At 71.2% G+C, this 21,784-nt stretch carries 18 protein-coding genes; 6 read left to right on the top strand and 12 right to left on the bottom strand.

The features are described 5' to 3' along the window. Positions 1-5 precede the first annotated feature (5 nt). From AVL59_RS40665 to AVL59_RS40625, 9 genes are all read right to left on the bottom strand, one after another. Positions 6-2,225: an MMPL family transporter gene (locus tag AVL59_RS40665; protein WP_067314513.1), complete on the bottom strand. Its 2,220-nt coding sequence runs from the start codon at positions 2,223-2,225 to the stop codon at positions 6-8. A 189-nt stretch (positions 2,226-2,414) separates the two neighbouring features. Beyond that, the gene (locus AVL59_RS40660; protein ID WP_067314511.1) at positions 2,415-3,062 is read right to left on the bottom strand and encodes a superoxide dismutase; all 648 of its coding nucleotides are present in this window, start codon (positions 3,060-3,062) and stop codon (positions 2,415-2,417) included. 120 nt (positions 3,063-3,182) lie between these two features. Further along, complete coding sequence (locus AVL59_RS40655; protein ID WP_067314509.1) at positions 3,183-4,562, bottom strand: amino acid permease; 1,380 nt, start codon at positions 4,560-4,562, stop codon at positions 3,183-3,185. Between the two features lie 121 nt (positions 4,563-4,683). Next, positions 4,684-5,574: a TauD/TfdA dioxygenase family protein gene (locus AVL59_RS40650; RefSeq protein ID WP_067314507.1), complete on the bottom strand. Its 891-nt coding sequence runs from the start codon at positions 5,572-5,574 to the stop codon at positions 4,684-4,686. Between the two features lie 15 nt (positions 5,575-5,589). Continuing rightward, the gene (locus AVL59_RS40645; RefSeq protein WP_067314505.1) at positions 5,590-6,921 is read right to left on the bottom strand and encodes an LLM class flavin-dependent oxidoreductase; all 1,332 of its coding nucleotides are present in this window, start codon (positions 6,919-6,921) and stop codon (positions 5,590-5,592) included. A gap of 91 nt (positions 6,922-7,012) precedes the next feature. Then, on the bottom strand, positions 7,013-7,783 hold the full coding sequence (locus AVL59_RS40640; protein ID WP_067314503.1) for an ABC transporter ATP-binding protein: 771 nt from the start codon (positions 7,781-7,783) through the stop codon (positions 7,013-7,015). Next, the gene (locus tag AVL59_RS40635; protein ID WP_208870535.1) at positions 7,759-8,607 is read right to left on the bottom strand and encodes an ABC transporter permease; all 849 of its coding nucleotides are present in this window, start codon (positions 8,605-8,607) and stop codon (positions 7,759-7,761) included. The genes AVL59_RS40640 and AVL59_RS40635 overlap by 25 nt, the downstream gene beginning before the upstream one ends. Continuing rightward, entirely contained in the window at positions 8,604-9,644 is a 1,041-nt protein-coding gene (locus AVL59_RS40630; RefSeq protein ID WP_067314502.1) for an ABC transporter substrate-binding protein, read from the bottom strand. Before AVL59_RS40630 ends, AVL59_RS40635 begins: the two co-directional genes overlap by 4 nt. Before the next feature lie 204 nt (positions 9,645-9,848). Further along, complete coding sequence (locus AVL59_RS40625) at positions 9,849-11,048, bottom strand: ROK family transcriptional regulator (RefSeq protein ID WP_067314500.1); 1,200 nt, start codon at positions 11,046-11,048, stop codon at positions 9,849-9,851. 443 nt (positions 11,049-11,491) lie between these two features. On the opposite strand from AVL59_RS40625, the gene AVL59_RS40620 reads away from it, so the two are divergent. Next, on the top strand, positions 11,492-12,073 hold the full coding sequence (locus AVL59_RS40620) for a biotin transporter BioY (protein ID WP_067314498.1): 582 nt from the start codon (positions 11,492-11,494) through the stop codon (positions 12,071-12,073). Positions 12,074-12,142: 69 nt separating this feature from the next. Here the strand turns inward: AVL59_RS40620 and AVL59_RS40615 are convergent, their stop codons facing one another. Continuing rightward, a complete protein-coding gene (locus AVL59_RS40615; RefSeq protein ID WP_067314496.1) occupies positions 12,143-12,856 on the bottom strand; it encodes an LPXTG cell wall anchor domain-containing protein in 714 nt (237 codons plus the stop codon). Between the two features lie 252 nt (positions 12,857-13,108). Here AVL59_RS40615 and AVL59_RS40610 point away from each other — a divergent pair, with 252 nt between their 5' ends. Continuing rightward, a complete protein-coding gene (locus AVL59_RS40610; RefSeq protein WP_443732248.1) occupies positions 13,109-14,902 on the top strand; it encodes a serine/threonine-protein kinase in 1,794 nt (597 codons plus the stop codon). 37 nt (positions 14,903-14,939) lie between these two features. Here AVL59_RS40610 and AVL59_RS40605 read toward each other — a convergent pair whose 3' ends face one another. Continuing rightward, positions 14,940-16,367: an amino acid permease gene (locus AVL59_RS40605; RefSeq protein ID WP_067314493.1), complete on the bottom strand. Its 1,428-nt coding sequence runs from the start codon at positions 16,365-16,367 to the stop codon at positions 14,940-14,942. 247 nt (positions 16,368-16,614) lie between these two features. On the opposite strand from AVL59_RS40605, the gene AVL59_RS40600 reads away from it, so the two are divergent. Together AVL59_RS40600 and AVL59_RS40595 are read left to right on the top strand one after the other, a co-directional pair. After that, positions 16,615-17,100, top strand: a complete 486-nt coding sequence (locus AVL59_RS40600) for a ribose-5-phosphate isomerase (protein WP_067314492.1) — start codon at positions 16,615-16,617, stop codon at positions 17,098-17,100. Positions 17,101-17,319: 219 nt separating this feature from the next. Then, positions 17,320-18,129, top strand: coding sequence for an Fpg/Nei family DNA glycosylase (locus AVL59_RS40595; RefSeq protein ID WP_067314490.1), 810 nt, complete (start codon positions 17,320-17,322; stop codon positions 18,127-18,129). Positions 18,130-18,136: 7 nt separating this feature from the next. Here AVL59_RS40595 and AVL59_RS40590 read toward each other — a convergent pair whose 3' ends face one another. Continuing rightward, on the bottom strand, positions 18,137-19,378 hold the full coding sequence (locus AVL59_RS40590) for a GNAT family N-acetyltransferase (RefSeq protein WP_067314488.1): 1,242 nt from the start codon (positions 19,376-19,378) through the stop codon (positions 18,137-18,139). A 173-nt stretch (positions 19,379-19,551) separates the two neighbouring features. Between AVL59_RS40590 and AVL59_RS40585 the strand changes: the two genes are divergently transcribed. Further along, a complete protein-coding gene (locus AVL59_RS40585) occupies positions 19,552-20,724 on the top strand; it encodes a PP2C family protein-serine/threonine phosphatase (protein WP_067314486.1) in 1,173 nt (390 codons plus the stop codon). A gap of 144 nt (positions 20,725-20,868) precedes the next feature. Beyond that, on the top strand, positions 20,869-21,627 hold the full coding sequence (locus tag AVL59_RS40580) for an ABC transporter ATP-binding protein (protein ID WP_067314484.1): 759 nt from the start codon (positions 20,869-20,871) through the stop codon (positions 21,625-21,627). Positions 21,628-21,784: the final 157 nt, after the last annotated feature.

The following is a 21,784-nucleotide window of genomic DNA, read 5'->3' as shown; positions in this document are numbered from 1 at the left end:
ACCGGTCAACCTACGTCCAGCAGCGCGGTGTCCGGGCCGGGGACGGAGGTCTTCGGCGGCCTGACGGGCCACCAGGCACGCTCGCCGAGCAGCAGCAGGGCCGCCGGCAGGATCAGCACGCGCACCACGAAGGCGTCCAGCAGGACGGCCGCGGCGAGCACGAAGCCGATCTGCTTCATCTCGATGAGGTGCAGGAAGACGAAGCTCACGAAGACGGTCGTCATGATCACGGCAGCGCTGGTCACCACGCTCGCCGACCGCCGGATGCCCTCGACGACGGCCTGCCGGGTGGGCGTGCCGGCGAGCACCGCCTCCCGGATCCGGCTGACCACGAAGACCTGGTAGTCCATCGACAGACCGAAGAGGATCACGAAGAGGAAGAGCGGCACCCGGGAGCCGATCGTCCCCGTGGAGTGGAAGTCCAGCAGTCCCTCGGCCCAGGTGTGCTGGAAGACCAGCACGAGCAGGCCGAGCGCGGCAGCCGCCGACAGCAGGTTCAGTACGACACCGAGCAGGCCGAGCACGACCGAGCGGAACGCGTACAGCGTCATCAGGAACGTCACCAGCAGCAACGCGCCGATGACCAGGGGCAGTTTGCCGTCCTGATGGGCCGGATAGTCGGTGTAGCGGGCCACGTCGCCGCTCACGCCGTACCGCGCGCCGGTGACCTTGCCGACGGTGGCGGGCAGGTAGTCGTGGCGCAGATGTTCCAGCGAGTCCTGCGCCTGCGGGGAGTCGCCCAGGTAGGGCACCCGCAGTTCCAGGGTGCTGGTCCGGTGGTCGGCGGCGGTGCGGATGCGGGCGTAGTCCGTGAACAGCGGGTCGGCGGACGCCCGGCGGGCCAGCGCGCGCAGCTCCCCGGTGACCTCGGCGGAGCGCGAGGCGGGGGCCTGTACGACGACCTGGTGGGTGACCCGCCGCTCGGGGAACTCCGCGTTGAGCCGGTCGTACACCCGCATGGCGGGGATCGCGCGGGAGTGGGTGTCCCGGCCCATCTCGGTGATCTTCAGTCCGGACAGCGGGAGGACGAGGGCGAGCAGGGCGAGGAGCGAGCAGCACAGGGTGGCGAGCGGATGCCGGGCGGCGGGGCGCAGCAGCGCGGACCAGAACCGGCCGTCGTCCCGGCCGCCGAGGCGCCGGGAGGGCTTGCCGTGCTCCGCGCGCCTCCGCGCCCTGCGCTCGGCCCGCCGGCCCAGCACGGTCAGGAGCGCGGGCAGCGCGGTCAGGGAGCTGGCCACCGCGACCAGGACGACCACGACGGTGCCGGTGGCGAGCGAGGAGAAGATCACGTCCGAGGCCAGGTACAGCGTGGCCGTGGAGGCGACGACCGCCAGCCCGGAGACCACGACGGCCCGTCCGGACGTGGCGGCGGCCAGTTCCACCAGCGCCTCGGTGCCGAGCCGGCCACCGGAGCGGGCCCGCTCCTCGCGCTCCCGCTTGAGGTAGAAGAGCGTGTAGTCGACGCCGACCGCGAGGCCGATCATGAGGATGACGTTCTTGCCGACCCCGGCGTCGGGGGTGAGGTGCGAGGCGACCATCGCCAGCCCGATGGCCCCCGCGATCGACGACAGCGCGAGCAGCAGCGGTACGGCGGCCATGGTGAGCGAGCCGAACACGATCAGCAGAGTGACGAGGGTGAGGGGCAGGCTGATCTTCTCGGAGAGGGCCAGGTCGTCGTCGCGCTGCTGGTCGGCCCCCTTGCTGACGGAGGGGGATCCGGTCTCCTGCACGAGCAGCTCGGGGTGCGCTCGCTGTACGGCCCGGGTCTGCGCGAGGAGCGCGCCGACCTTGTGGTCGGCGTCCAGTTCCTCGCCCTTGAGGGCCACCTCGACCATGAGGACGTGTCCGTCGGAGGACCGCACCGGGTCGGCCACCTCGGCGACCTCGGGCAGCCGGCGCATGCGTGCGGTCAGCTCGTGTGCGGCGGAGGCGGCGGGCCCCTCGTCCGGGGCGCCGACGGGGGTCCCCCCGCTCGTACGAGGCCGGGAGTGGGAGCGGGCGGAGATCAGGATCTGTTCGGTGGACAGGCGGTCCAGGTGGCCTTCGGCGGCCATGGCCTCGGCCCGGCCGGCCTCGCCCACCCGGTAGTCGGCGGTCTTCGCGTTGTGGGTGCCGACGGCGCTGCCGACGCCCAGGCACAGCGCCACGAAAAGCAGCCAGCCGACGAGCGCCCGCCAGGGGTGCCCGGCGCTCCAGCGTGCCATGCGCACAGTCAGTGAGTTCATACCCAAAAGCCTTGCCGAGCAGGGCATTTGGCGGACACGGGTGCCCGGTGGAACTTCAGGTCAGCCGTTCGGTGGACCCCCGGGGGGGGAAGACCCCCGCAAGTCACGTCCTTGCGGGGGTCTTCTCTCATCCGCCTGCCTGCGTGAAGGGTGAGAAGACGATCACGAGGCAGGACGACTCGGGGTGCCTCAGGGGGCGAGCAGGAGCACGTCCGCGCGGGACTTCGCCGCCGCGAAGCGCCTGGCCACGTCCTGCCAGTCGACGACCTGCCACATCGCCTCGATGAAGTCCACCTTCTGGTTGCGGTACTGGAGGTAGAAGGCGTGCTCCCAGGCGTCGAAGACCAGGACGGGCGTCGCGCCCTGGCCGACGTTGCCCTGGTGGTCGTAGACCTGCTCCACGATCAGCCGCCCGCTCAGCGGCTCGTACGCCAGCACGCCCCAGCCCGAACCCTGGGTGGTGGCCGCCGCCTTGGACAGCTGGGTCTTGAAGGCGGCGAAGGAACCGAAGGACTCCCTGATCGCCTCCGCCAGCTCGCCCACACCGTCCTGCGCCAGCGGCTCGCCGCCGCCGTCCTTCGGGCCGGTCATGTTCTGCCAGTAGATGCTGTGCAGGATGTGCCCGGACAGATGGAAGGCCAGGTTCTTCTCCAGCCCGTTGATCGAGCCCCACGACTCCTTGTCCCGCGCCTCGGCGAGCTGCTCCAGGGTGTCGTTGGCGCCCTTCACATAGGCCGCGTGGTGCTTGTCGTGGTGCAGCTCGATGATCTCGGGGCTGATCACGGGGGCGAGCGCGGAGTAGTCGTAGGGCAGGTCGGGCAGCGTGTAGACGGGCATGGGGGGTCCCTTCCGAACCTCTTATTGCAAAGAGCTTGCAACTACACGCTAGCAACAAAAAGACCCCCGCGGGTGCACCGCGGGGGTCTTTCGGGAGCGGCCCGAAGAGGAAGGGCGAGGTCAGGACCTGGCGCGCACCCGCTGCCAGGCGTAGCCCACGGCCGCGAGGAGCAGCGTCATCCCTCCGGTCGAGTAGAGCTGGACCCGGGTGTCAGGTTCCCTGGCCATGAGGACGAAGATCGCCGCCATGCCGGCCAGGGCGACCCAGGTCAGGAACGGGAACGCCCACATCCGCACGACCAGCTTCTCCGGCTCCTCCCGCTCCATGCGGCGGCGCAGCAGCAGCTGGGAGACCGCGATGAAGATCCAGACGACCAGGATCACCGCGCCGATCATGTTCAGCAGCCACTTGAAGACGTCGTCCGGCCGCCAGTAGTTGAGCAGCACGCAGACGAAGCCCAGCACGCAGGAGGTGAGCACGGCGACGCGCGGGACCCCGCCGGACACCTTGGCCAGCGCCTTCGGTCCCTGTCCGCGCTGCACCAGGGAGTAGGCGATGCGCGAGGAGCCGTAGATGTTGGCGTTCATCGCCGACAGCAGGGCCACCAGGACCACGACGTTCATGAGCTGGCCGGCGCCCGGGATACCGATGTGGTCCAGGGCGGCGACGTACGGGCCCTTCTCCACCACGGACTTCGAGTTCCACGGGACCAGGGTCACGATGACCGCCATCGAGCCGATGTAGAACAGCGCGATGCGCCACATCGCCGTGCGCACGGCGCTCGCCACGCCCTTGACCGGGTTCTCCGACTCGGCCGCCGCGATGGTGACCGTCTCCAGGCCGCCGTAGGCGAAGACGGAGGCGAGCAGGCCGATGATCAGGCCGTTGCTTCCGTGCGGGAGGAAGTCGGTGAGGTGGGAGGTGCCGGGGGAGTGCGTGCCCGGCAGGACCCCGGCGATCGCGAGGACGCCGAGGATCAGGAACAGGGAGATCGCGCCCACCTTCAGCGCGGCGAACCAGAACTCGAACTCGCCGAAGTTCTTCACCGCGGCGAGGTTGGTGGCGAGGAAGACCACCATGAACAGGGCCACCCAGCCCCACTCCGGCGTCCCGGGCAGCCAGCCCGTGACGATCTTCGCGGCGCCGATGCCCTCCAGGCCGACCGCCGTGCACAGCAGGACCCAGAAGGACCAGCCCGCCGTGAAGCCCGCCCAGGGGCCCATCGCCCGCTCGGCGTGCGCGGAGAAGGAACCCGAGGAGGGGTAGGCGGCCGACATCTCGCCGAGCATCCGCATCACCAGCATCACCAGGAGGCCGGAGACGGTGTAGGCGATCACGATGGACGGACCCGCCGCCGCGATACCCGCGCCGGAGCCGACGAACAGACCGGCGCCGATCACACCGCCGAGGGCGATCATCGACAGATGGCGCTGCTTGAGACCGTGGGAGAGGGAGGCGTCCTCCTGCTGCGGAGGCGTCTCGACTGTGGTGCTGGGCATGGGCGCGGCTCGTCCAGTGCAATAGGAGGGCAAAAACGCCCACAGTCTGGGCGGCCCGTCCGCTCGCACGGAGAGGCCGCCCAGTATCCGGACACCCGCCGTACGCAGGGTGAAACCGTGGTTACGCCGCCACGGGCGTGTAGTGCGAGGCGTCGCCCTCGATCGAGTAGCTCTCCTTGCCCTCGATGCCGACCGGCACGTCACCCGCCACGGTCACCCGGTGCAGGCGACGGGGCCGCCCGTCGTAGTTGTCGATGGCGTAGTGCTGGGTGATGCGGTTGTCGAAGAGGACCAGCTGGTTCTCCGACCAGCGCCAGCGCAGGACGTTCTCGGGCCGGGTGACGTATGCCTGGAGCAGGTCGAGGATCCGGCGGGACTCGCCCGCCGACAGCCCGACGATCCGCTGCGCGAACCCACCGATGAACAGCCCGCGCTCCCCGGTCAGCGGGTGCACGCGGACCACCGGGTGGGCGGTGCGGTACGTGATCGAGGTGAACTGGGCGCGCTGGGCGGCCTTCTCCTCGTCGATCTCCTCGTCCGGCACCGCGTAGTCGTAGTCGTTGGTGTGTTCCGCCCACAGCGTGTCCGCCAGGCGGCGCAGCGGCTCGGGCAGGTCGCGGTAGGCGCCCGCCGCGTCGGCGATCAGGGTCTCGCCGCCGTACGGCGGAATCGTGATGCTGCGCAGGGTGCTGGCCTGCGGCGGGTTGAGGACGAAGGTGACGTCGGTGTGCCAGTGGTTGGCGCGGCCGCGTTCGCTGTCCACGGGCAGCACGTTCGGGGCGTCCTCGACGGCGCCGACCGTCGGGTGGGCGGTGGTGAGGTCGCCGAAGTGACGGGCGAAGGCCTGCTGGCCCGCGTCGTCCAGGCCCTGGGCGTCGAAGACGAGCGCCTTGTGGACGTTCAGGGCCTCACGGATCCCGGCGACCTCCTCCGGGGCGAGCGGCCGGGTGATGTCGACGCCGGAGACCCGGGCGCCGATGCGCGCGGTGACCTTGGTGATGTCGAGGGACATGGGTCGCTGGTCCTTTCAGACGAGGGCTGCGGTGTGCTGGTTGGCGGGGCGGGGAAGGCCGTAGCGCTCCCTGAGGGTCCGGCGGGGGCCGTACTCGGTGCGGAGCAGACCGCGGGCGCGCAGGAGCGGTACGACGTTCTCGACGAAGGCCGCGAGGCCGGAGGGCAGCACGGCGGGCATGATGTTGAAGCCGTCGGCGGCGCCCTGGGTGAACCAGGTCGCGATCTGGTCGGCGACCTGCTCGGGTGTCCCGGCGAAGGTGAGGTGCCCGCGTCCGCCGCCGAGCCGTCCGATCAGCTGGCGCACGGTCAGCCGCTCGCGCCGGGCCAGCTCCACGACGAGCGTGTAGCGGCTCTTGGCGCCCTCGACGGCCGACTCGGGCGGCAGGTCGTCGGGGAGCCGCTGGTCCAGGTCGAGGGCGCCGGGCGGAAGGCGCAGCAGGTTCTCCAGCCGGGCCCGGGCGTGCTCGGGCACGATGTGGTCCTCCAGCACCTGCTCGTGGGCCCGCGCCTCGGCCTCGGTCGAGCCGAGCACGGGGACGATCCCGGGCAGCACCTTGAGGTGCTCGGGATCGCGTCCGGCCCGCCGCGTACGGGACTTGAGGTCGGTGTAGAAGGCCTGCGCGTCGGCGAGGGTCTGCTGGGCGGTGAACACCGCCTCCGCGTACCGGGCCGCGAAGGCCTTGCCGTCGTCCGAGGAGCCCGCCTGTACCAGCAGCGGGTAGCCTTGCGGGGAGCGCGGCAGGTTGAGCGCGCCTTCGACGCTGAAGTACGTCCCCTGGTGCCGGGGCGGATGGATCTTGGTGTCGTCGCCCCAGATCCCGGCCGCCTTGTCGGCGACGATCGCGTCGTCCTCCCAGCTGTCCCAGAGCTTGAGGGCCACGTCGAGGAACTCGGCGGCGCGGGCGTACCGCTCGGCGTGCGCGGGTTCGGTGGCCAGACCGAAGTTGCGGGCGGCCTCGGCACCGGCGGTGGTCACGATGTTCCAGCCCGCCCGGCCGCCGCTGATGATGTCCAGCGAGGCGAACTTGCGGGCCAGGTTGTAGGGGGAGTTGTACGAGGTGGAGGCGGTGGCGATCAGGCCGATGTGCTCGGTGGCGGTCGCCAGCGCGGTGAGCAGCGTGAGCGGTTCCAGGGCGCCGGCCGGGCGCTGGGCCAGGTTGTTCCACAGCTGGGGGCCGTCGGCGAGGAAGAGGGAGTCGAAGGTGCCGCGTTCGGCGATCCGCGCCAGGCCGACGTAGTGGGCGAGGTCGACGTGCGCGTACGGGTCGCTCTCCGGAAGACGCCACGAGGCCTCGTGGTGTCCGGTGTTCATCAGGAACGCGTTGAGATGGAGTTGCCGGGTCATGGGTGTCCTTTGCTGCGGACAGGTGCGGGGGAGGGTTTACGGGCGCCGGGGCGGCAGACCCCGGCAGGCGGTCACCGCGAGCCGACGGTCATCACAGGTCTTCGGTCACGCCCAGCGCGGCGAGCAGCCGCTCGCGGTCTCGCCCAGCTCCCCCAAGTTCTCGGCTTCGCTCGAACCCGGGGGGACCCCCACGCTCGCGGTAGGAGCGCGGATGGGGACGGTCGACGGTCAGGTCCAGGCCGATACGGCCCCGGTCCAGGACGAGGACCCGGTCGGCGAGCACGATCGCCTCGTCCACGTCGTGGGTGACGAGCAGCACGGAGGGCCGGTGGCGCTCCCACAGCTCGCGCAGCAGGCTGTGCATCCTGATCCGGGTGAGCGCGTCCAGTGCCCCGAACGGCTCGTCGGCCAGGAGCAGTTCCGGCTCGCGGACCAGGGAGCGGGCGAGCGCGGCGCGCTGTGCCTCGCCGCCGGACAGCTGGCCCGGCCAGGCCCGCTCGCGGCCCTTCAGGCCGACCTCCGCGAGCGCGGCCCGGCCGCGTTCCTCGGCGTCCTTGCCGGTGAGGCCCAGCAGGACGTTGTCCAGCACCCGGCGCCAGGGCAGCAGCCGGGAGTCCTGGAACACCACCGACACCCGCTCGGGCGCGGTGAGCTGCCCGCCGCCCGCGACCCCGTGGTCCAGGCCCGCGACGGCTCTGAGCAGCGTGCTCTTGCCGGAGCCGCTGTGCCCGAGCAGGGCCGTGAACTGCCCGGCGGGCAGGTCCAGGTCGATGCCGTCGAGGACGGTACGGCTCTCGAACGACCGGGTCAGGCCCCGCAGCCGTACCGGGGGCCGGGTCAGCTGTTCAGTGTGCGGCGCCACGACAGCACCCTCCGTTCGATCAGACGGACCGCGCTGTCGGAGACCAGGCCGAAGACGCCGTAGATCAGCAGGCCGACCAGGATGACGTCCGACTGGCCGTAGTTCTGCGCCTGGAACATCAGATAGCCGAGACCGCTGGTGGCGTTGATCTGCTCCAGGACCACCAGGCCCAGCCAGGAGCCGGTGACGCCGAGCCGGAGACCCACGAAGAATCCGGGCAGCGCCCCGGGGATCACGATCTGCCGGATGAAGGCGAACCTCGACAGGCCCTGCACCTCGGCGAGTTCGACGTACCGGCTGTCGATGCCGGACAGTGCGGCATGCGTGTTCAGGTAGATCGGGATGTAGACGACGATCGCGATGATGGCGATCTTGAAGGTCTCGCCGATGCCCAGCCACAGGATGAACAGCGGGATCAGACCGAGGGTCGGGATCGCCCGGTTGAGCTGCACAGTCCCGTCGATCAGCGCCTCCCCGGCCCGGCTGAGCCCGGAGGCGAGTGCGAGTACGACACCCGCGGTCAGGCCGATCGCGAAGCCGTAGGCGGCCCGCTCCAGCGAGGTCAGGATGTCGGTCGGCAGCGTGCCGTCGGTCCACAGGCGGACGCCCGTGCGCACCACGGTCCAGGGCGCCGGAATCGCACCCGGGTCGAGCTGTCCGGCCGCCGAGGCGGCGGCCCACAGGGCGGGGAGCACCAGCGGGCCGGCCAGCCGGGCCGCGGGCAGGCGGCGGCCGGGGGACAGACGGCGGCGCCGGCGGACCCGGGGGAGTTCCCCGGCATCCGCCACCGCCACGGCGGTCGTGGTCGTGGTCACGGAGCTCACCTCCGGTACTCCGCCGGTACGGCCTTCGCGGCGATCGGCTCGAAGCGGTGGTCGAAGAGCGAGGAGACATCGAACTTCTTCACGAAGCCGCCCTCGGCGAGCAGATCGGCGGTCTCCTGCTCCCACTTGACCGCCTCGTCCCAGCCGGTCGGGAACAGCGGCTTGTTGGCGAGCCTGGAGATGCCCTGGGCCTGCTCCGGGGTCAGGTTCTGCGTCTTGACGTAGAACTGCTCGTTCCACACGTCCGAGTGCTCGTACTGCCACACCTGGCCCCTGGCCCACTGCGAGATGTACGCGGCGATCGCCGCGGCCTTCGCCGGGTCGTTCAGCACGGACTGCGGCGCCCACAGCAGATTGAGCAGGTCGACGACGTCGGTGGCGATGGTGCGGGCGCCCTTGCCCGTGTACTGCTTGAGGTAGGCCGGTGCCTGGCTGTTGGCGAGCGGGGCGATGTCCACCTGCCCGGACTGCAGGGCGGTCAGGAACTGGTTGCTGGTCAGCGGGACCAGCGTCACGTCGTCGTACTTCAGTCCCGCCTGCTTCAGCGCCCGCAGGAGTACGACTCCCTGCGCCTGGCCCTGGGAGAAGGCGAGCTTCTTGCCCTTGAAGTCCCGGACCGTACGGATGTCGCTGCCGGGCTTGGTCGCGAAGAGGTAGTTGGGTTTGCGGGTGATGTCGATCGCCACGATCTTCGCGGCGAAGCCCTGGTAGTGCGCCTGGATCGGCGGGATGCCCGCGTTGTTGGCGAGGTCCAGGGACTTGGCGCGGAAGGCGTTGATGACATCGGGTCCGGCCCCGATGTTCACCCAGCTCGACACGGTGAAGGGGAGCGCGGGCAGCTTCGCCAGCCTGAACTGGAGCTGCTGCACGTTCTGGTACGAGGCGATCTTCAGGCTGGTGCCGGCCGGAACCTTGTCGGCGAGCGGCCTGGTGGAGGCGCCCTTGGTGTCGGCGGAGGCATCGCCCTTGGCGCAACCGCTGAGACTCACGGCGGCGGACGCGCCGAGCATGGTGGTGAGAAAGGCACGACGGTGCATGGGAGAACTCCCAGGAAAAGGACGGAAAAGGCAGCACGAAATCCGGGAAGGCAGGCCGGACGAAGAGAAACTCACGCAGTGGGAAACACGCGCTTCATGCGCGGCAATGTGTCAGCAACAGAAGGTGCGACAGCTCGTGAGCGGGTCCATGACCAGCATGTTCCCGGCCACGAGCGACCCCTGTCAACATTCCGAGTTTCTGAATTAAATAGCCTCAGGTGACGCGCACAGTGGGTCCCGGTACAGCACGTCAAGGGCCACCGACCCGCCCGCCACCGCCAGTACGGAATCCGGGAAACTCGTCGGCAGTACGGCAGCCGTACGACGATTTCCGGCCGCTTCCCTGAGCGCGTGCAGGCAGTCCTCGAAGTGGATGACCCCCACCTCGGTCACGACGATCGTCTCCGGATTGAGCACGTCCAGCAGCAGTCCGGCCGCCCGTCCGGTCATCCGGGCCCGCTCCACCAGCAGCCGCCGCGCCACCGCGTCACCGGCCGCGGCCGCGGCCACCACGTGCATCGGGTTCACCCCGTCGATCACTCCGGCCGCCCGGGCCCGTCGGCACAGCGTCCGCTCGCTCAGCTCCACCTGGAGGCAGCCGGTGCGCCCGCAGTCGCACGGCCCGGTGCCGCCCGGCACCGGAAGATGGGCGATCGTCCCGGCCTGCGAGCGGGGCCCGTGGTGCACCTCGTCGTTGGTGGCGAAAGCCGCGTCGACCACGTTGCCGACGAACAGGTGCAGCACGCTGCGACTGCCCCGGGCCCGCCCGAACAGCCGCTCGCCGTTGACCAACGCCCGCGCGTGCCCGTCCACGTGGACCGGCAGCCCGGTGAGGGCGCCGAGCGGCTCCCGCACCGGCACCTCGCGCCAGCCCAGCAGCTCGTGCTCGACGACGGTGCCCGCCTCCCGGTCCACCCAGCCGCCCACCGCGACCCCGACCCCGAGCGGCCGGCGGCCCGGATCCCGCGCGAGCAGTGCCGCGAGGCCCTCGGCAGCCCGGGCGAGCACCCGGCCCGGATCGGTCCGCTCGTGCGCCAACCGCCGCTCGGCCACCACCCGGCCGCGCAGATCGAGCAGTGCGACCGTGGTGTACGGCACGGCCACGTGTACCCCGCCGACCACGAAACGCTCGCCGTCGAGGTCGAGCGGCACATGCGGCCGACCGACCCCGTTCGAACGGCGGGGTGACGCCTCCTCACGGATCAGTCCGAGCCCGGCCAGCCGGGCACAGTGCTCCGTCACCGACGCGGGCGAAAGGCCGGTCAGCCGGGCGATGGTGCTGCGCGCCACCGGCCCGTGCTCCAGCACGGACCGCAGCACGACACTGGCGCTGGTACGCCGCCGGTCGCGCTCGGCGGCGCGGGGGACGGGGGAGACGAGGGTGGATGCCGCGGTACGGGGCATGGAGGACCGTCCTCGGAAAACGGGGCCGACACGTCGCGGAAGGCCGAGGCGCGCCGGAGCGCGCCCCTACCTCGGACGGCGACAGGTGGCCGTGCCCTGGCGTCGCAGGTCGACATAGCGACGCGACGTGAAGTACCGGGCCTGGGCAACCATGCGTTCGAAGCTAGCAAAACACCCCCGCGGTGCCCAGACGGCGACCGACGGGCGAGACGGCCCCCCGGCCTTTGGCCGAACCCTACAGACGAGCCGGTCCCGCCCCGCGTACCGCGGACCACCCCACCTCAGTGACCGGTGTCACGCCGTACCGGGTGTAACCAGCATCCTTTGTACGGAGTCCACCAAGGGCCCGTTCCCGCCTTTGTCGAGCGCTGACGGTGATCGCCACGCGGGCCCCGGGATAGCGTCACGGTGTCCCCTCGTGCCCCATCAACCGCGGAGTCCTCATGAGCACCGCCACCGTCGCCGCTCGCCCCGGCGCAGTCCTCGCCGACCTGCTTCCCGCGTCCCGCGTGCGCGACGCCGCCCTCGTGCTCGGCGGTGCCGCGCTCACCGGTCTCGCGGCCCAGCTGGCGGTCCCGGTGCCCGGCTCCCCGGTGCCGGTGACCGGCCAGACCTTCGCCGCGCTGCTCGTCGGCACCGCGCTCGGCGCCCGCCGCGGCTTCCTCTCCCTCGCCCTGTACGCGCTCGCCGGCGTGGCCGGCCTGCCCTGGTTCGCGGACGGCACCTCCGGCGCCGGTGCCGTCTCCTTCGGCTACATCCTCGGCATGCTGCTCGCCTCCGCGGCCGTCGGCGCGCTGGCCCGCCGCGGTGCCGACCGCTCCGTGCCGCGCATGGCGGGCACGATGATCCTCGGCGAGGCCGTCATCTACGCCGTCGGCGTGCCCTACCTGGCCCTGGCCGCCCACATGTCCGCGTCCCAGGCGATCGCGAACGGCCTCACCCCGTTCCTCATCGGCGACGCCCTGAAGGCCGCCCTGGCGATGGGCCTGCTGCCCACCGCCTGGAAGTTCGTCAACAAGCGCTGACGACGTACGTTCTCGCGACAGAGGCCCGCCGGGCGCTCCTTGGGCCCGGCGGGCCTCTGTCGCGTCCTGTCACACCTCCCGGCGCCGCTGCGACCACCACACTCCGGCCGCGCCCACCGCGATCAGGGCGGCGCCCGCGGCCCCCAGGGGCAGTACGTCACGCCCCACGCCGGTCTTCGGCAGCTCGTCGCCGCCCGGCGCGACCGGCTTGTTGTCGGTGCCGAGCAGCAGCGGGGTGGCCGGAGCGTTCGGGGACGGGTTGACCGTGCCGAAGGGCACCGGGCCCTGCTGCCAGTAGGTCTTCTTCCCGTCCGCGGTCTGCACCGGCAGACAGATCTTCCCGGCCTTGCTCAGGTCGTACGTGGCCTGCACCGCGTACGACTTGGACTGCCCGGCCCCGAGCGAACCGACCGGGCAGCCGAAGCCGCTGTTCGAACCTTTCGGCAGGTCCTTTTCGGTGATCGCCGAGCAGCCCTGAACGCTCGTGATCCGCAACGCGTCGAATCCGACCACCAAAAGCCGTATGTCGCCGCTGTCCTTGGTTCCCTCGTTCTTCACGGTGGCGGTGAGCGCCGTTTTCTTCGAACTGTTGTCGACCGAGATCTTCTCCGGCAGCAGAGTGCGCAGCTGTACACCCGCCGGTGCCTGGTCGACCGCCTTTCCCCCCTTGTCGCTTCCCGGTCCCTGGTCATCGGCCACGGCCGGGCAGGAAAGGATCAACACGGCCGAGAAAGATGCCGTGACCAGCGATCCAGCGATGCCCACCCTATGACGAGAACTCATGTTCGCCCCCCTTGCAACCCCCTGGACTGCGCCTGAATCCGCAGTACTTGAAGAGGTACCACAAGATTTCCCCGCACTATGCTGGTACGGCCTGAAGTGTGACCGTTGTGTTTCAGCAGAGGCGGTCGTTGAGGGGGGTGCCACGCATTGCCGGGAAATATGGGGGAAGCGGGAGAAGCGGGGACCGGCGGGATTCCGGGGCTGCTGGTGAACGCGCGCTATCGGCTGGTCGAAAGCATCGGGCAGGGAGGAATGGGACGGGTGTGGCGGGCCGTCGACGAAATACTCGACCGGCTGGTCGCGGTGAAGGAAATCCGCATAGACGGATCGGACGCGGAGGACATCCGCACCCGCCGGGAACGCACCCTGCGCGAGGGCCGGGCGACCGCGAGGATCGACCACCCCAACGTCGTGCGCGTCTACGACGTGGTGGACGAGGGCGAACGCCTCTGGATCGTCATGGAGCTGGTGCCCGGGCGCTCCCTGGAGCGGATGATGACGGAGGAGGGGCCGCTGAGCCCGCGGGAGACCGCGCGCATCGGACTGGGCCTGGCGGCGGCCCTCGGCCAGGTGCACGCCGTGGGTGTGCTGCACCGGGACATCAAACCGGGCAACGTCCTGGTCGAGGATGGGGCGGGCGGCACGGGCCGGGTGGTCCTCACGGACTTCGGCATCGCCGCGATCCAGGACGCCACGGCCCTCACCATGGTCGGCATGCTCGTCGGCTCCCCCGACTACATGGCGCCCGAGCGCGTCTCCGGCCGCCGCCAGGGTCCGCCGTCCGACCTGTGGTCACTCGGCGCCACCCTCTGCGCGGCGCTGGCCGGCCGCTCCCCTTTCACCCGCGACACCACCCTGGCGACCCTGCACGCCGTCCTCTACGAGAACCCCGAACTCCCGCCGACGTCCGGCCCGTTGCATGCCGTCCTCACCGCCCTGCTGACGAAGGACCCGTCGTCCCGCCCCGCCCTGACGGAGGTGGAACGGGCCCTGCGGCAGGTGGCGCATCCGCCGCCCACACCGACGGTCCTGAGCGGGGAGGCGACGAGCGCGGAGCCGAGTGGTGGCGGTGCGGCGGGCCCCGGGACGCCGGAAGCCGAACAGGCGCGCGCCGCTTCGACGGAGGCCGGGCCGGTGGGGTCCGGGTCGGCCGGTCGCGCCGGGCCTGCCCTTGCCGGTGGACGCCCTGCTTCCGGCGGTGACGGTCCTGTCCGTGGCGAGGGCGGCCCCTTCCCCGGCGGTGACCGGCCCGCCCTCGCCCTGAGCGCCGGGGACGGCGTGTGCTTCGGGGGCTCGACGGGGGACGGTGCCGCAGCCGGGGCGGCCGGGGGAGACGCGTCGCATCCGACCGGGGTCTCCCTCGCGCGTGCCGGAGCGGTGACCCGGCGGCATGCGGTCACCTCGACCGGCACGGTCCGTCCCGTGTCCTCCGGCGGCCCCCGCCGCACCGTGCTGCCGGCCGCGCTCGGAGTCGTCGCCGTCGCCGTCGTGGCCGCCGTACTCGTCACCACCTCGGGCGGAGGCGGCGGGCGGGAGGGTGCCCGCACCGGAACCGGCAGCGTCACCGCTTCCTCTCCCGCGGCCGCCTCCCCGACCGTGGACGGCACCGCCCGGCCGCACACCCCGCCGGCGGGCGCGCGGACGGAGGCGGGCGGGTTCGCGTGGACGCCGCCGCAGGGGTGGCGGCGGGACGTGAAGACCGCCGCCGAGGTCCACTACACCTCACCCGACGGCCGCCAGGAACTCGTGGGCAAGTCCTCGCTGGCCCGGGGCGACCTCATGGAGACCTGGCGGCACTCGGAACAGGACGCCCGCCGGGGCCGGGACTACGTCAAGATCCGGCTGGCGCGGACCACCTTCCAGGGGCACCCCGCGGTCGTCTGGGAATACACCTTCGGCCTCAAGGGCACCCCTTGGCACGCCCGCCTGCTCGGCTTCGACGCGGACGGGACGTCGTACCAGATCAACACCTGGTACCAGCCGGACATCGAACCGCGGGCCCTGAAGACGTACAGCACGGTGAAGGAGACCTTCACCGTGCTGTGAGTCGTGCGAGTCGAAGAAGAGGGAAGAGGCGGTCGGGTCAGGCCGTGGGGACCTTGTCGTTCACCTCGACCGCGGGCGCCTCGCTCGCGCGGCCCGCCGTCACCTTCTCCTTCACGAAGGCGATCACCAGCACGACCGCCGCGACCAGCAAGGACAGCAGCACGGTCGTACGACCGCTGCTCTCGCCCTCGGTGTCGGTCAGCATGTAGCCGAGGACGAACACGATCAGACCGGCCGTCGCCCAGGTCAGGTACGGGTACAGCCACATCTTCACGACGAGCTTCTCCGGCGCCTCACGCTGGATGATCTTCCGCATGCGCAGCTGCGAGAAGCAGATGGCCAGCCACACGAACAGGGCGACCGCGCCGGAGGAGTTGACGAGGAAGAGGAAGATCGTCTTCGGGTACTCGTAGTTGAAGAAGACCGCCACGAAGCCGAAGACGACGGACGCGAGGATGGCCGTCATCGGCACGCCCCGGGAGGTGGTGCGGGCGAACGCCTTCGGGGCGTCGCCGCGCTGGCCCAGCGAGAAGGCCATGCGGGAGGCCGTGTACAGACCCGAGTTGAGGCAGGACAGCACCGAGGTGAGCACGATGAAGTTCATGATCTCACCGGCGTGCGCGATGCCGAGGGAGTCCAGGGCGGCGACGTAGGAGCCCTTGTCCTTGATCGCGGGGTCGTTCCACGGCAGCAGGGCGACGACGACCAGGATCGAGCCCAGGTAGAAGACGCCGATACGCCAGATGATGCTGTTGGTCGACTTGGTGACCGCGCGCTGCGGGTCCTCCGACTCGCCGGCCGCGAGGGTCGCGATCTCGCTGCCCATGAAGGAGAAGACGACCAGCAGCACACCGGTGAGGATCGCGCCGGGGCCGTTGGGCAGGAAGCCGCCGTGGGAGGTCAGGTTGGAGAAGGTCGCCTTGTCGGCGTGCACGCCCGGCAGGACGCCGAAGATGGCCAGCAGGCCGACGACGATGAACGCGCCGATCGCCACGACCTTGATGCCGGCGAACCAGAACTCGAACTCGCCGTAGGAGCCGACCGAGACCAGGTTGGTCGCGGTCAGGACGGCCATCACGATCAGGGCCCAGCCCCACTGCGGGACGTCGGGTATCCAGCCTGCCAGGATCTTGGCGCCTGCGGTCGCCTCGACGGCGAGCACGACGACCCAGAAGAACCAGTACAGCCAGCCGATGGAGAACCCGGCCCAGCGGCCGAGGGCACGGTCGGCGTGCGCGGAGAAGGAGCCGGAGGTCGGGTTGGCGGCGGACATCTCGCCGAGCATCCGCATCACGAGGACGACGAGGGTGCCGACGAGGGCATAGGACAGCAGGATGCCGGGGCCCGCGGTGGCGATGCCCGAGCTGGAGCCGACGAAGAGTCCGGCACCGATCACACCACCGATGGCGATCATCGAGAGGTGACGGTTCTTGAGGCCTGCTTGAAGTCCGGAACCAGGGGTCATGGGGCGGAATTCCTTTGCGCCGGTGGAGCGATTCCCGTACGAGCGGGGGTGCCGTTGTGGGGCGGAGTACGGGGCCTCGCACGAGCGGTGTACGAGCCGGTCCAGTGAATCGGAGGTGAATGGATTCGGGAACCTCCGAATCCGGATTGTTACTTGAGGTTTCCTTGAGCTTCAATGGTCTGGCTCACATTTTTCGGCGCCGGCACCCGGGGCTGCCGCCCTGAAAGGGGCGTGTCACACTCGTCCCATGCGCGTGTATCTCGGCTCCGACCATGCGGGCTACGAACTCAAGAACCACCTCGTCGAATGGCTCAAGACGGCGGGGCACGAGCCCGTCGACTGCGGGCCCCACATCTACGACGGCCAGGACGACTACCCGCCCTTCTGCCTGCGTGCCGCGGAGAAGACGGCGGCGGACCCCGAGGCGCTCGGCATCGTGATCGGCGGGTCCGGCAATGGGGAGCAGATCGCCGCGAACAAGGTGAAGGGGGTGCGGGCGGCGCTGGCCTGGAGCGAGGAGACGGCGGGGCTGGGCCGGCAGCACAACAACGCCAACGTGGTGGCCGTGGGCGCGCGGATGCACAGCGAGGAAGAGGCGACCAAGTTCGTCGAGGTGTTCCTCAACACCCCGTTCTCCGGTGACGAGCGTCACATCCGCCGCATCGACATGCTGTCGGCGTACGAGACCACGGGCGAGCTTCCCCCCGTCCCGGCCCACCACCCGCAGCAGTAACAACACCGTGCCCCGCCCACCCGCCCACCCGACTCGGTCGCCCGAGAAGGGCGGGCGGGACGGAAACCCGGCGCGGCGCACACAGAGGGCGCCGTCCCGAGCGGCCCGCACCGGCCCGACTCCGACGCGGTACCCGGAGGGCTTCAGGCCGAAGGGACCTCTGCCTGCCGAGACGGGTGGGCGGGTGGGCGCGGGACGGCAGGAAAGGACAGTTCAGCCTTGCCAGAAGGGCACACCATTCACCGGCTGGCCCAGGACTACGCCGCGTGCTTCCAGGACACCGCCCCACGGGTGACCAGCCCCCAGGGCAAGTTCTCGGACGCCGCCGACCTGCTGGACGGCGCCCTCCTCACCGGCACCGAGGCCCACGGCAAACACCTCTTCCTCCGGTTCCGCGACACCGACTGGATCCACATCCACCTCGGCCTCTTCGGCAAGGTCGGCTTCGGTTCGGCCCCCGCGCCCCCGCCGACCGACACCGTCCGTCTCCGCCTCGCGAACGACACCTCGTACGTCGACCTGCGCGGCCCGACGACCTGCGCACTCATCACGGACGACGAGAAGCGCGCGATACACGACCGCCTCGGCCCCGACCCCCTGCGCGAGGACGCCGACCCGGGGGCGGCGTACGCCCGCGTCCGCCGCAGCCGTACCACCGTCGCCGCCCTGCTGATGGACCAGAAGGTCATCGCGGGCGTCGGCAACGTCTACCGCGCCGAGGTCCTCTTCCGGCACCGCATCGACCCGTACCGCGCCGGCAAGGACATCACCCCCGCCGAGTGGGACGCCGTCTGGGCGGACCTCGTCGCGCTCATGCGCGAAGGCGTCCGCAACAACCGCATCGACACCGTCCGGCCCGAGCACACCCCCGAGGCCATGGGCCGCCCACCCCGCGTGGACGACCACGGCGGCGAGGTGTACGTCTATCGCCGGGCCACCCTGCCCTGCCACATCTGCGACACCGAGATCCGCACCGCCGACCTCGCCGCCCGCAACCTCTTCTGGTGTCCGGCCTGTCAGAAACCCTGATCGGACACTAGAAGCCGTGCGGAAGCCACGGCGCCATCGGTGAGCCGAACGCGACCGACGCCTCCGTCAGCGCGCCGCGCCGGAGCTCCCGTACCCGCCCGGCCGCCGCCAGCGACAGCAGGCTCACACCACCGAGGTAGGCAGCCCCCAACTCCCGTACGGACAGGGAGAGATCCGCCGGATCGGTCGTGCGCCCGCAGGACGCGCCCTTCGTGTCGCCGGTCAGCCGCCAACGCCCCGCGTTCCAGGGGCAGAAGGCGTCCTCGACCTCGAACACGACATCCACCGGCGCCTGGTAGGTGCGCGCCGCCAGTGCCGTACCGACATCGACGAGGCGGACGTAACAGGAGTCCCGCAGCCGCGGCCGGCAGCGCCGGATGTCGGAGACCAGGTACTGCCAGGCGTCGTCGAGCGGCCGTCCCCGCACGGTCAGGGTCGTCATCAGGTCGATGCCGAACAGGAAGCGCCACAGCGCCGCGTCGGTCACCGGATCCAGCGCGCCGAGCTCGTCCAGCGTCACCGTGCCGTCGTGCCCGCCCGGCCCCCAGCCGAGCTTGGTGCGAAAGCGCGCGTACCCGGTGACCTCGCCGTCCCGCTCGGCGACCACGCACTGCAGCGCCGACGCTCCCTCCCGCTCGCTCTCCGGATCGAGCAGCCCCGCCCGCTCCCAGCCGGGCTGCCGGGCCAGCATCCCGGGCCGCAGCGGCACCAGCGCCGCGTACACCGCCTCGCACTCGGCGAGGACGTCGGCCGGCTTCGCGTACCGCAGCCGTACGTCGTCGGTGCCGGCCGGCACCGACGGCTTCACCCGGCTCGTGTCGATCTCGGCGTCCAGCTGGAAGGTCGCCGCTCCGTACCCGAACCGGCCGTAGATCGCGGGCTCGGAGGCGGTCAGCACCGCCAGCGGTTCGCCCAGGGCGCGCACGTCGTCCAACTGGCGCCGCATCATCGAGGTCAGCACCCCGCGCCGCCGGTGCGTGGCGGCCACGCTCACCATGGTGACGCCGGCGGCGGGCACCAGGTCCCCACCGGGCACGGTCATCCGGAAACTGAACGCCCCCGCCGTGCCGACGATGGCGTCCCCGTCCCGGACGGCCAGCGAACGTTCGAACTCGGTGAGCGATTTATCCAGTTCGCGCTCTTCGGCCGACGTCGGACCGTCACCGAAGGCGCGGACCAGCTGGTCCCACCACTCGTCCCATTCCTCCGGGCGCAGCACGCCCGTCTCCATCGCACGATCGGTCCCCATGAGCCATGCCTATCAGCGCATTGCGGGACGAGCCAGCGAATTTCCCCCGGGCGCCGGTGCGCCGGCCCCGCGTGCCGTTCACTGAAGTCGAACCGCGAAGTTGCGCCTCTCACGGGGGACAAGTGGGACCTCCCGTGCCAAGTGGCTGGTCCGATGGATAGGGTCCCGAACTAATGGCAGCAGGACGAGGGCGGCGCGCGAAGGCCGAGACGTTCACGGCACGGTGGAAGATGCAGTGGCACCGGGCCCGGGTCGGCCTGCGCAGAAGCGCCGTGGACTACTTCCGCGGCGACGGCTCGGACTGGATCGCGCTCGCCGGTCTGCTGCTCACCATCCCCGTCCTCGCGACCATGACCCTCGCCGACTCGGTGTGGTGCTCCCCGGCCACCCTGGTGCTGCCGATCGTCGCGGGCGGCCTGCTGCTGCGCCCGGCGAGCCTGCTCGGCCTGTACGCGGCGGGGGCCACCGCGCTGATCGTGGAGTCGGTGCGGCTCGGCCCGTACACCGAGGGGCCCTCGCGGGTGACCCCCGGGGTGGTCCTGGTGGTCGCGGCCTGCGGCTTCTTCGGGCTGCTCACGGCCCAGTTCCGCAGCCGGGTCGGCGTGCCCTGGCGGCGCGGCGGCACCATGCTCTTCGACCTGCGCGAGCGCATCCGGGTGCAGAGCAAGCTGCCGAAGCTGCCGCAGGGCTGGCACCACGAGATGGCGCTGCGCCCGGCGGGCGGCCAGTCCTTCTCCGGCGACTTCGTCGTCGCCGCCCGGACCAACGGCGGCCGCACCCTGGAGGTCGTCCTCACGGACGTGTCCGGCAAGGGGATGGACGCGGGCTCGCGCGCCCTGCTGCTGTCGGGGGCGTTCGGCGGCCTGCTGGGCTCCCTTCCCCCGCACGCCTTCCTCCCGGCCGCGAACGGCTATCTGCTCCGCCAGGACTGGGACGAGGGCTTCGCCACCTCCATCCATCTGGTCCTGGACCTCGACTCCGGGGACTACGAGCTGTACTCCGCGGGCCATCCACCGGGCCTGCAGCTGAGCGCGGGCAGCGGCCGCTGGGAGGAGAGGGCCGCCGAAGGCCCGCTGCTGGGCGTGTACGACGGCGCGCAGTTCGACTCCATGAAGGGCTCGCTGCGGCCCGGGGACGTGCTGATGCTGTTCACGGACGGTCTGGTGGAGACCTCCGACCGGGACATCGTCGAGGGCATCGACCGGCTCACCGGGGAGGCCGACCGCTATGTCGCCGGCGGCTTCCACGGCGCCGCCTGGCACCTCATCGAGGCGGTCGCGAAGGACGTCAACGACGACCGGGCACTGCTCCTGATCTGCCGCGAGGCCTCGGCACCCGCGCGCTGAGCCCCCCCTGCGGGCCGGGCGTACGACGCCGGGGGTGGGGTTTTCCCCCTCCTGGATCCGCCAGCCGCCCGCATGGCCCGGCCACCCTCCGTATCCGTACGTTCGACACACGTCACCGAACGCTCCCGGACCGGAAGGACCCCCATGCCAAGCGACTGGGCCGTAGAACTGCACGGAGTCACGCGCCGCTACGGCCGCGGCGGCTCCGCCGTGCACGCCCTGCGCGGCATCGACCTCACCCTCGCGCCCGGCTCCTTCACGGCCGTGATGGGGCCCTCCGGCTCCGGCAAGTCCACGTTCCTGCAGTGCGCGGCGGGCCTGGACCGCCCCAGTGCCGGCCGGGTCGTGCTGGGCGGCACGGACATCACCGGTTTGAGCGAGAACAAGCTCACCGCGCTGCGCCGCACCCGCCTCGGCTTCGTCTTCCAGGCCTTCAACCTGCTGCCCTCCCTCACGGTCGAGCAGAACGTCCTGCTGCCGATGCGGCTGGCCGGCCACCGCCCCGACCGTCGCCGCGCCGCGGAGGTGCTCGGGCAGGTCGGCCTCGCGGACAAGAGCCGTCGCCGCCCGGGCCAGCTCTCCGGCGGCCAGCAGCAGCGTGTCGCCATCGCCCGGGCGCTGGTCACCCACCCCGACGTCGTCTTCGCGGACGAGCCCACGGGCGCGCTGGACACCACGACCGCGGCCGAGATCCTCGCGCTGCTGCGCGGCGCCGTCGACACCCAGCACGCCACGGTCGTCATGGTCACCCACGACCCGTCGGCCGCCGCCTGGGCGGACCGCGTCCTGTTCCTCTCGGACGGCACGATCATCGACCACCTGGACCGGGCCCCGGCCACCCACATCGCCACCCGCCTGAGTGACCTCACGACCCACCCCACCTACACCCGGACCGCCGCGTGACCCACCCGCCCGCCTCCCCCCGGGGCGGCCGCGAGCCGCCGACGGCGGAGCCGCCCCGCGGAGGCCACCCGCACCCGACGACGAAAGCCGCGCAGGCGGTGCGGGTGGGAAACGAATCACCCGCCGAAAGCGAAGCCGAGGCGGACAAGCCCACGAC

This window comes from Streptomyces griseochromogenes (genome assembly GCF_001542625.1).
GTDB lineage: Bacteria > Actinomycetota > Actinomycetes > Streptomycetales > Streptomycetaceae > Streptomyces > Streptomyces griseochromogenes.
Note: the sequence above shows the minus strand (reverse complement) of the source record. Positions and strands in the feature narration are given on the sequence as shown.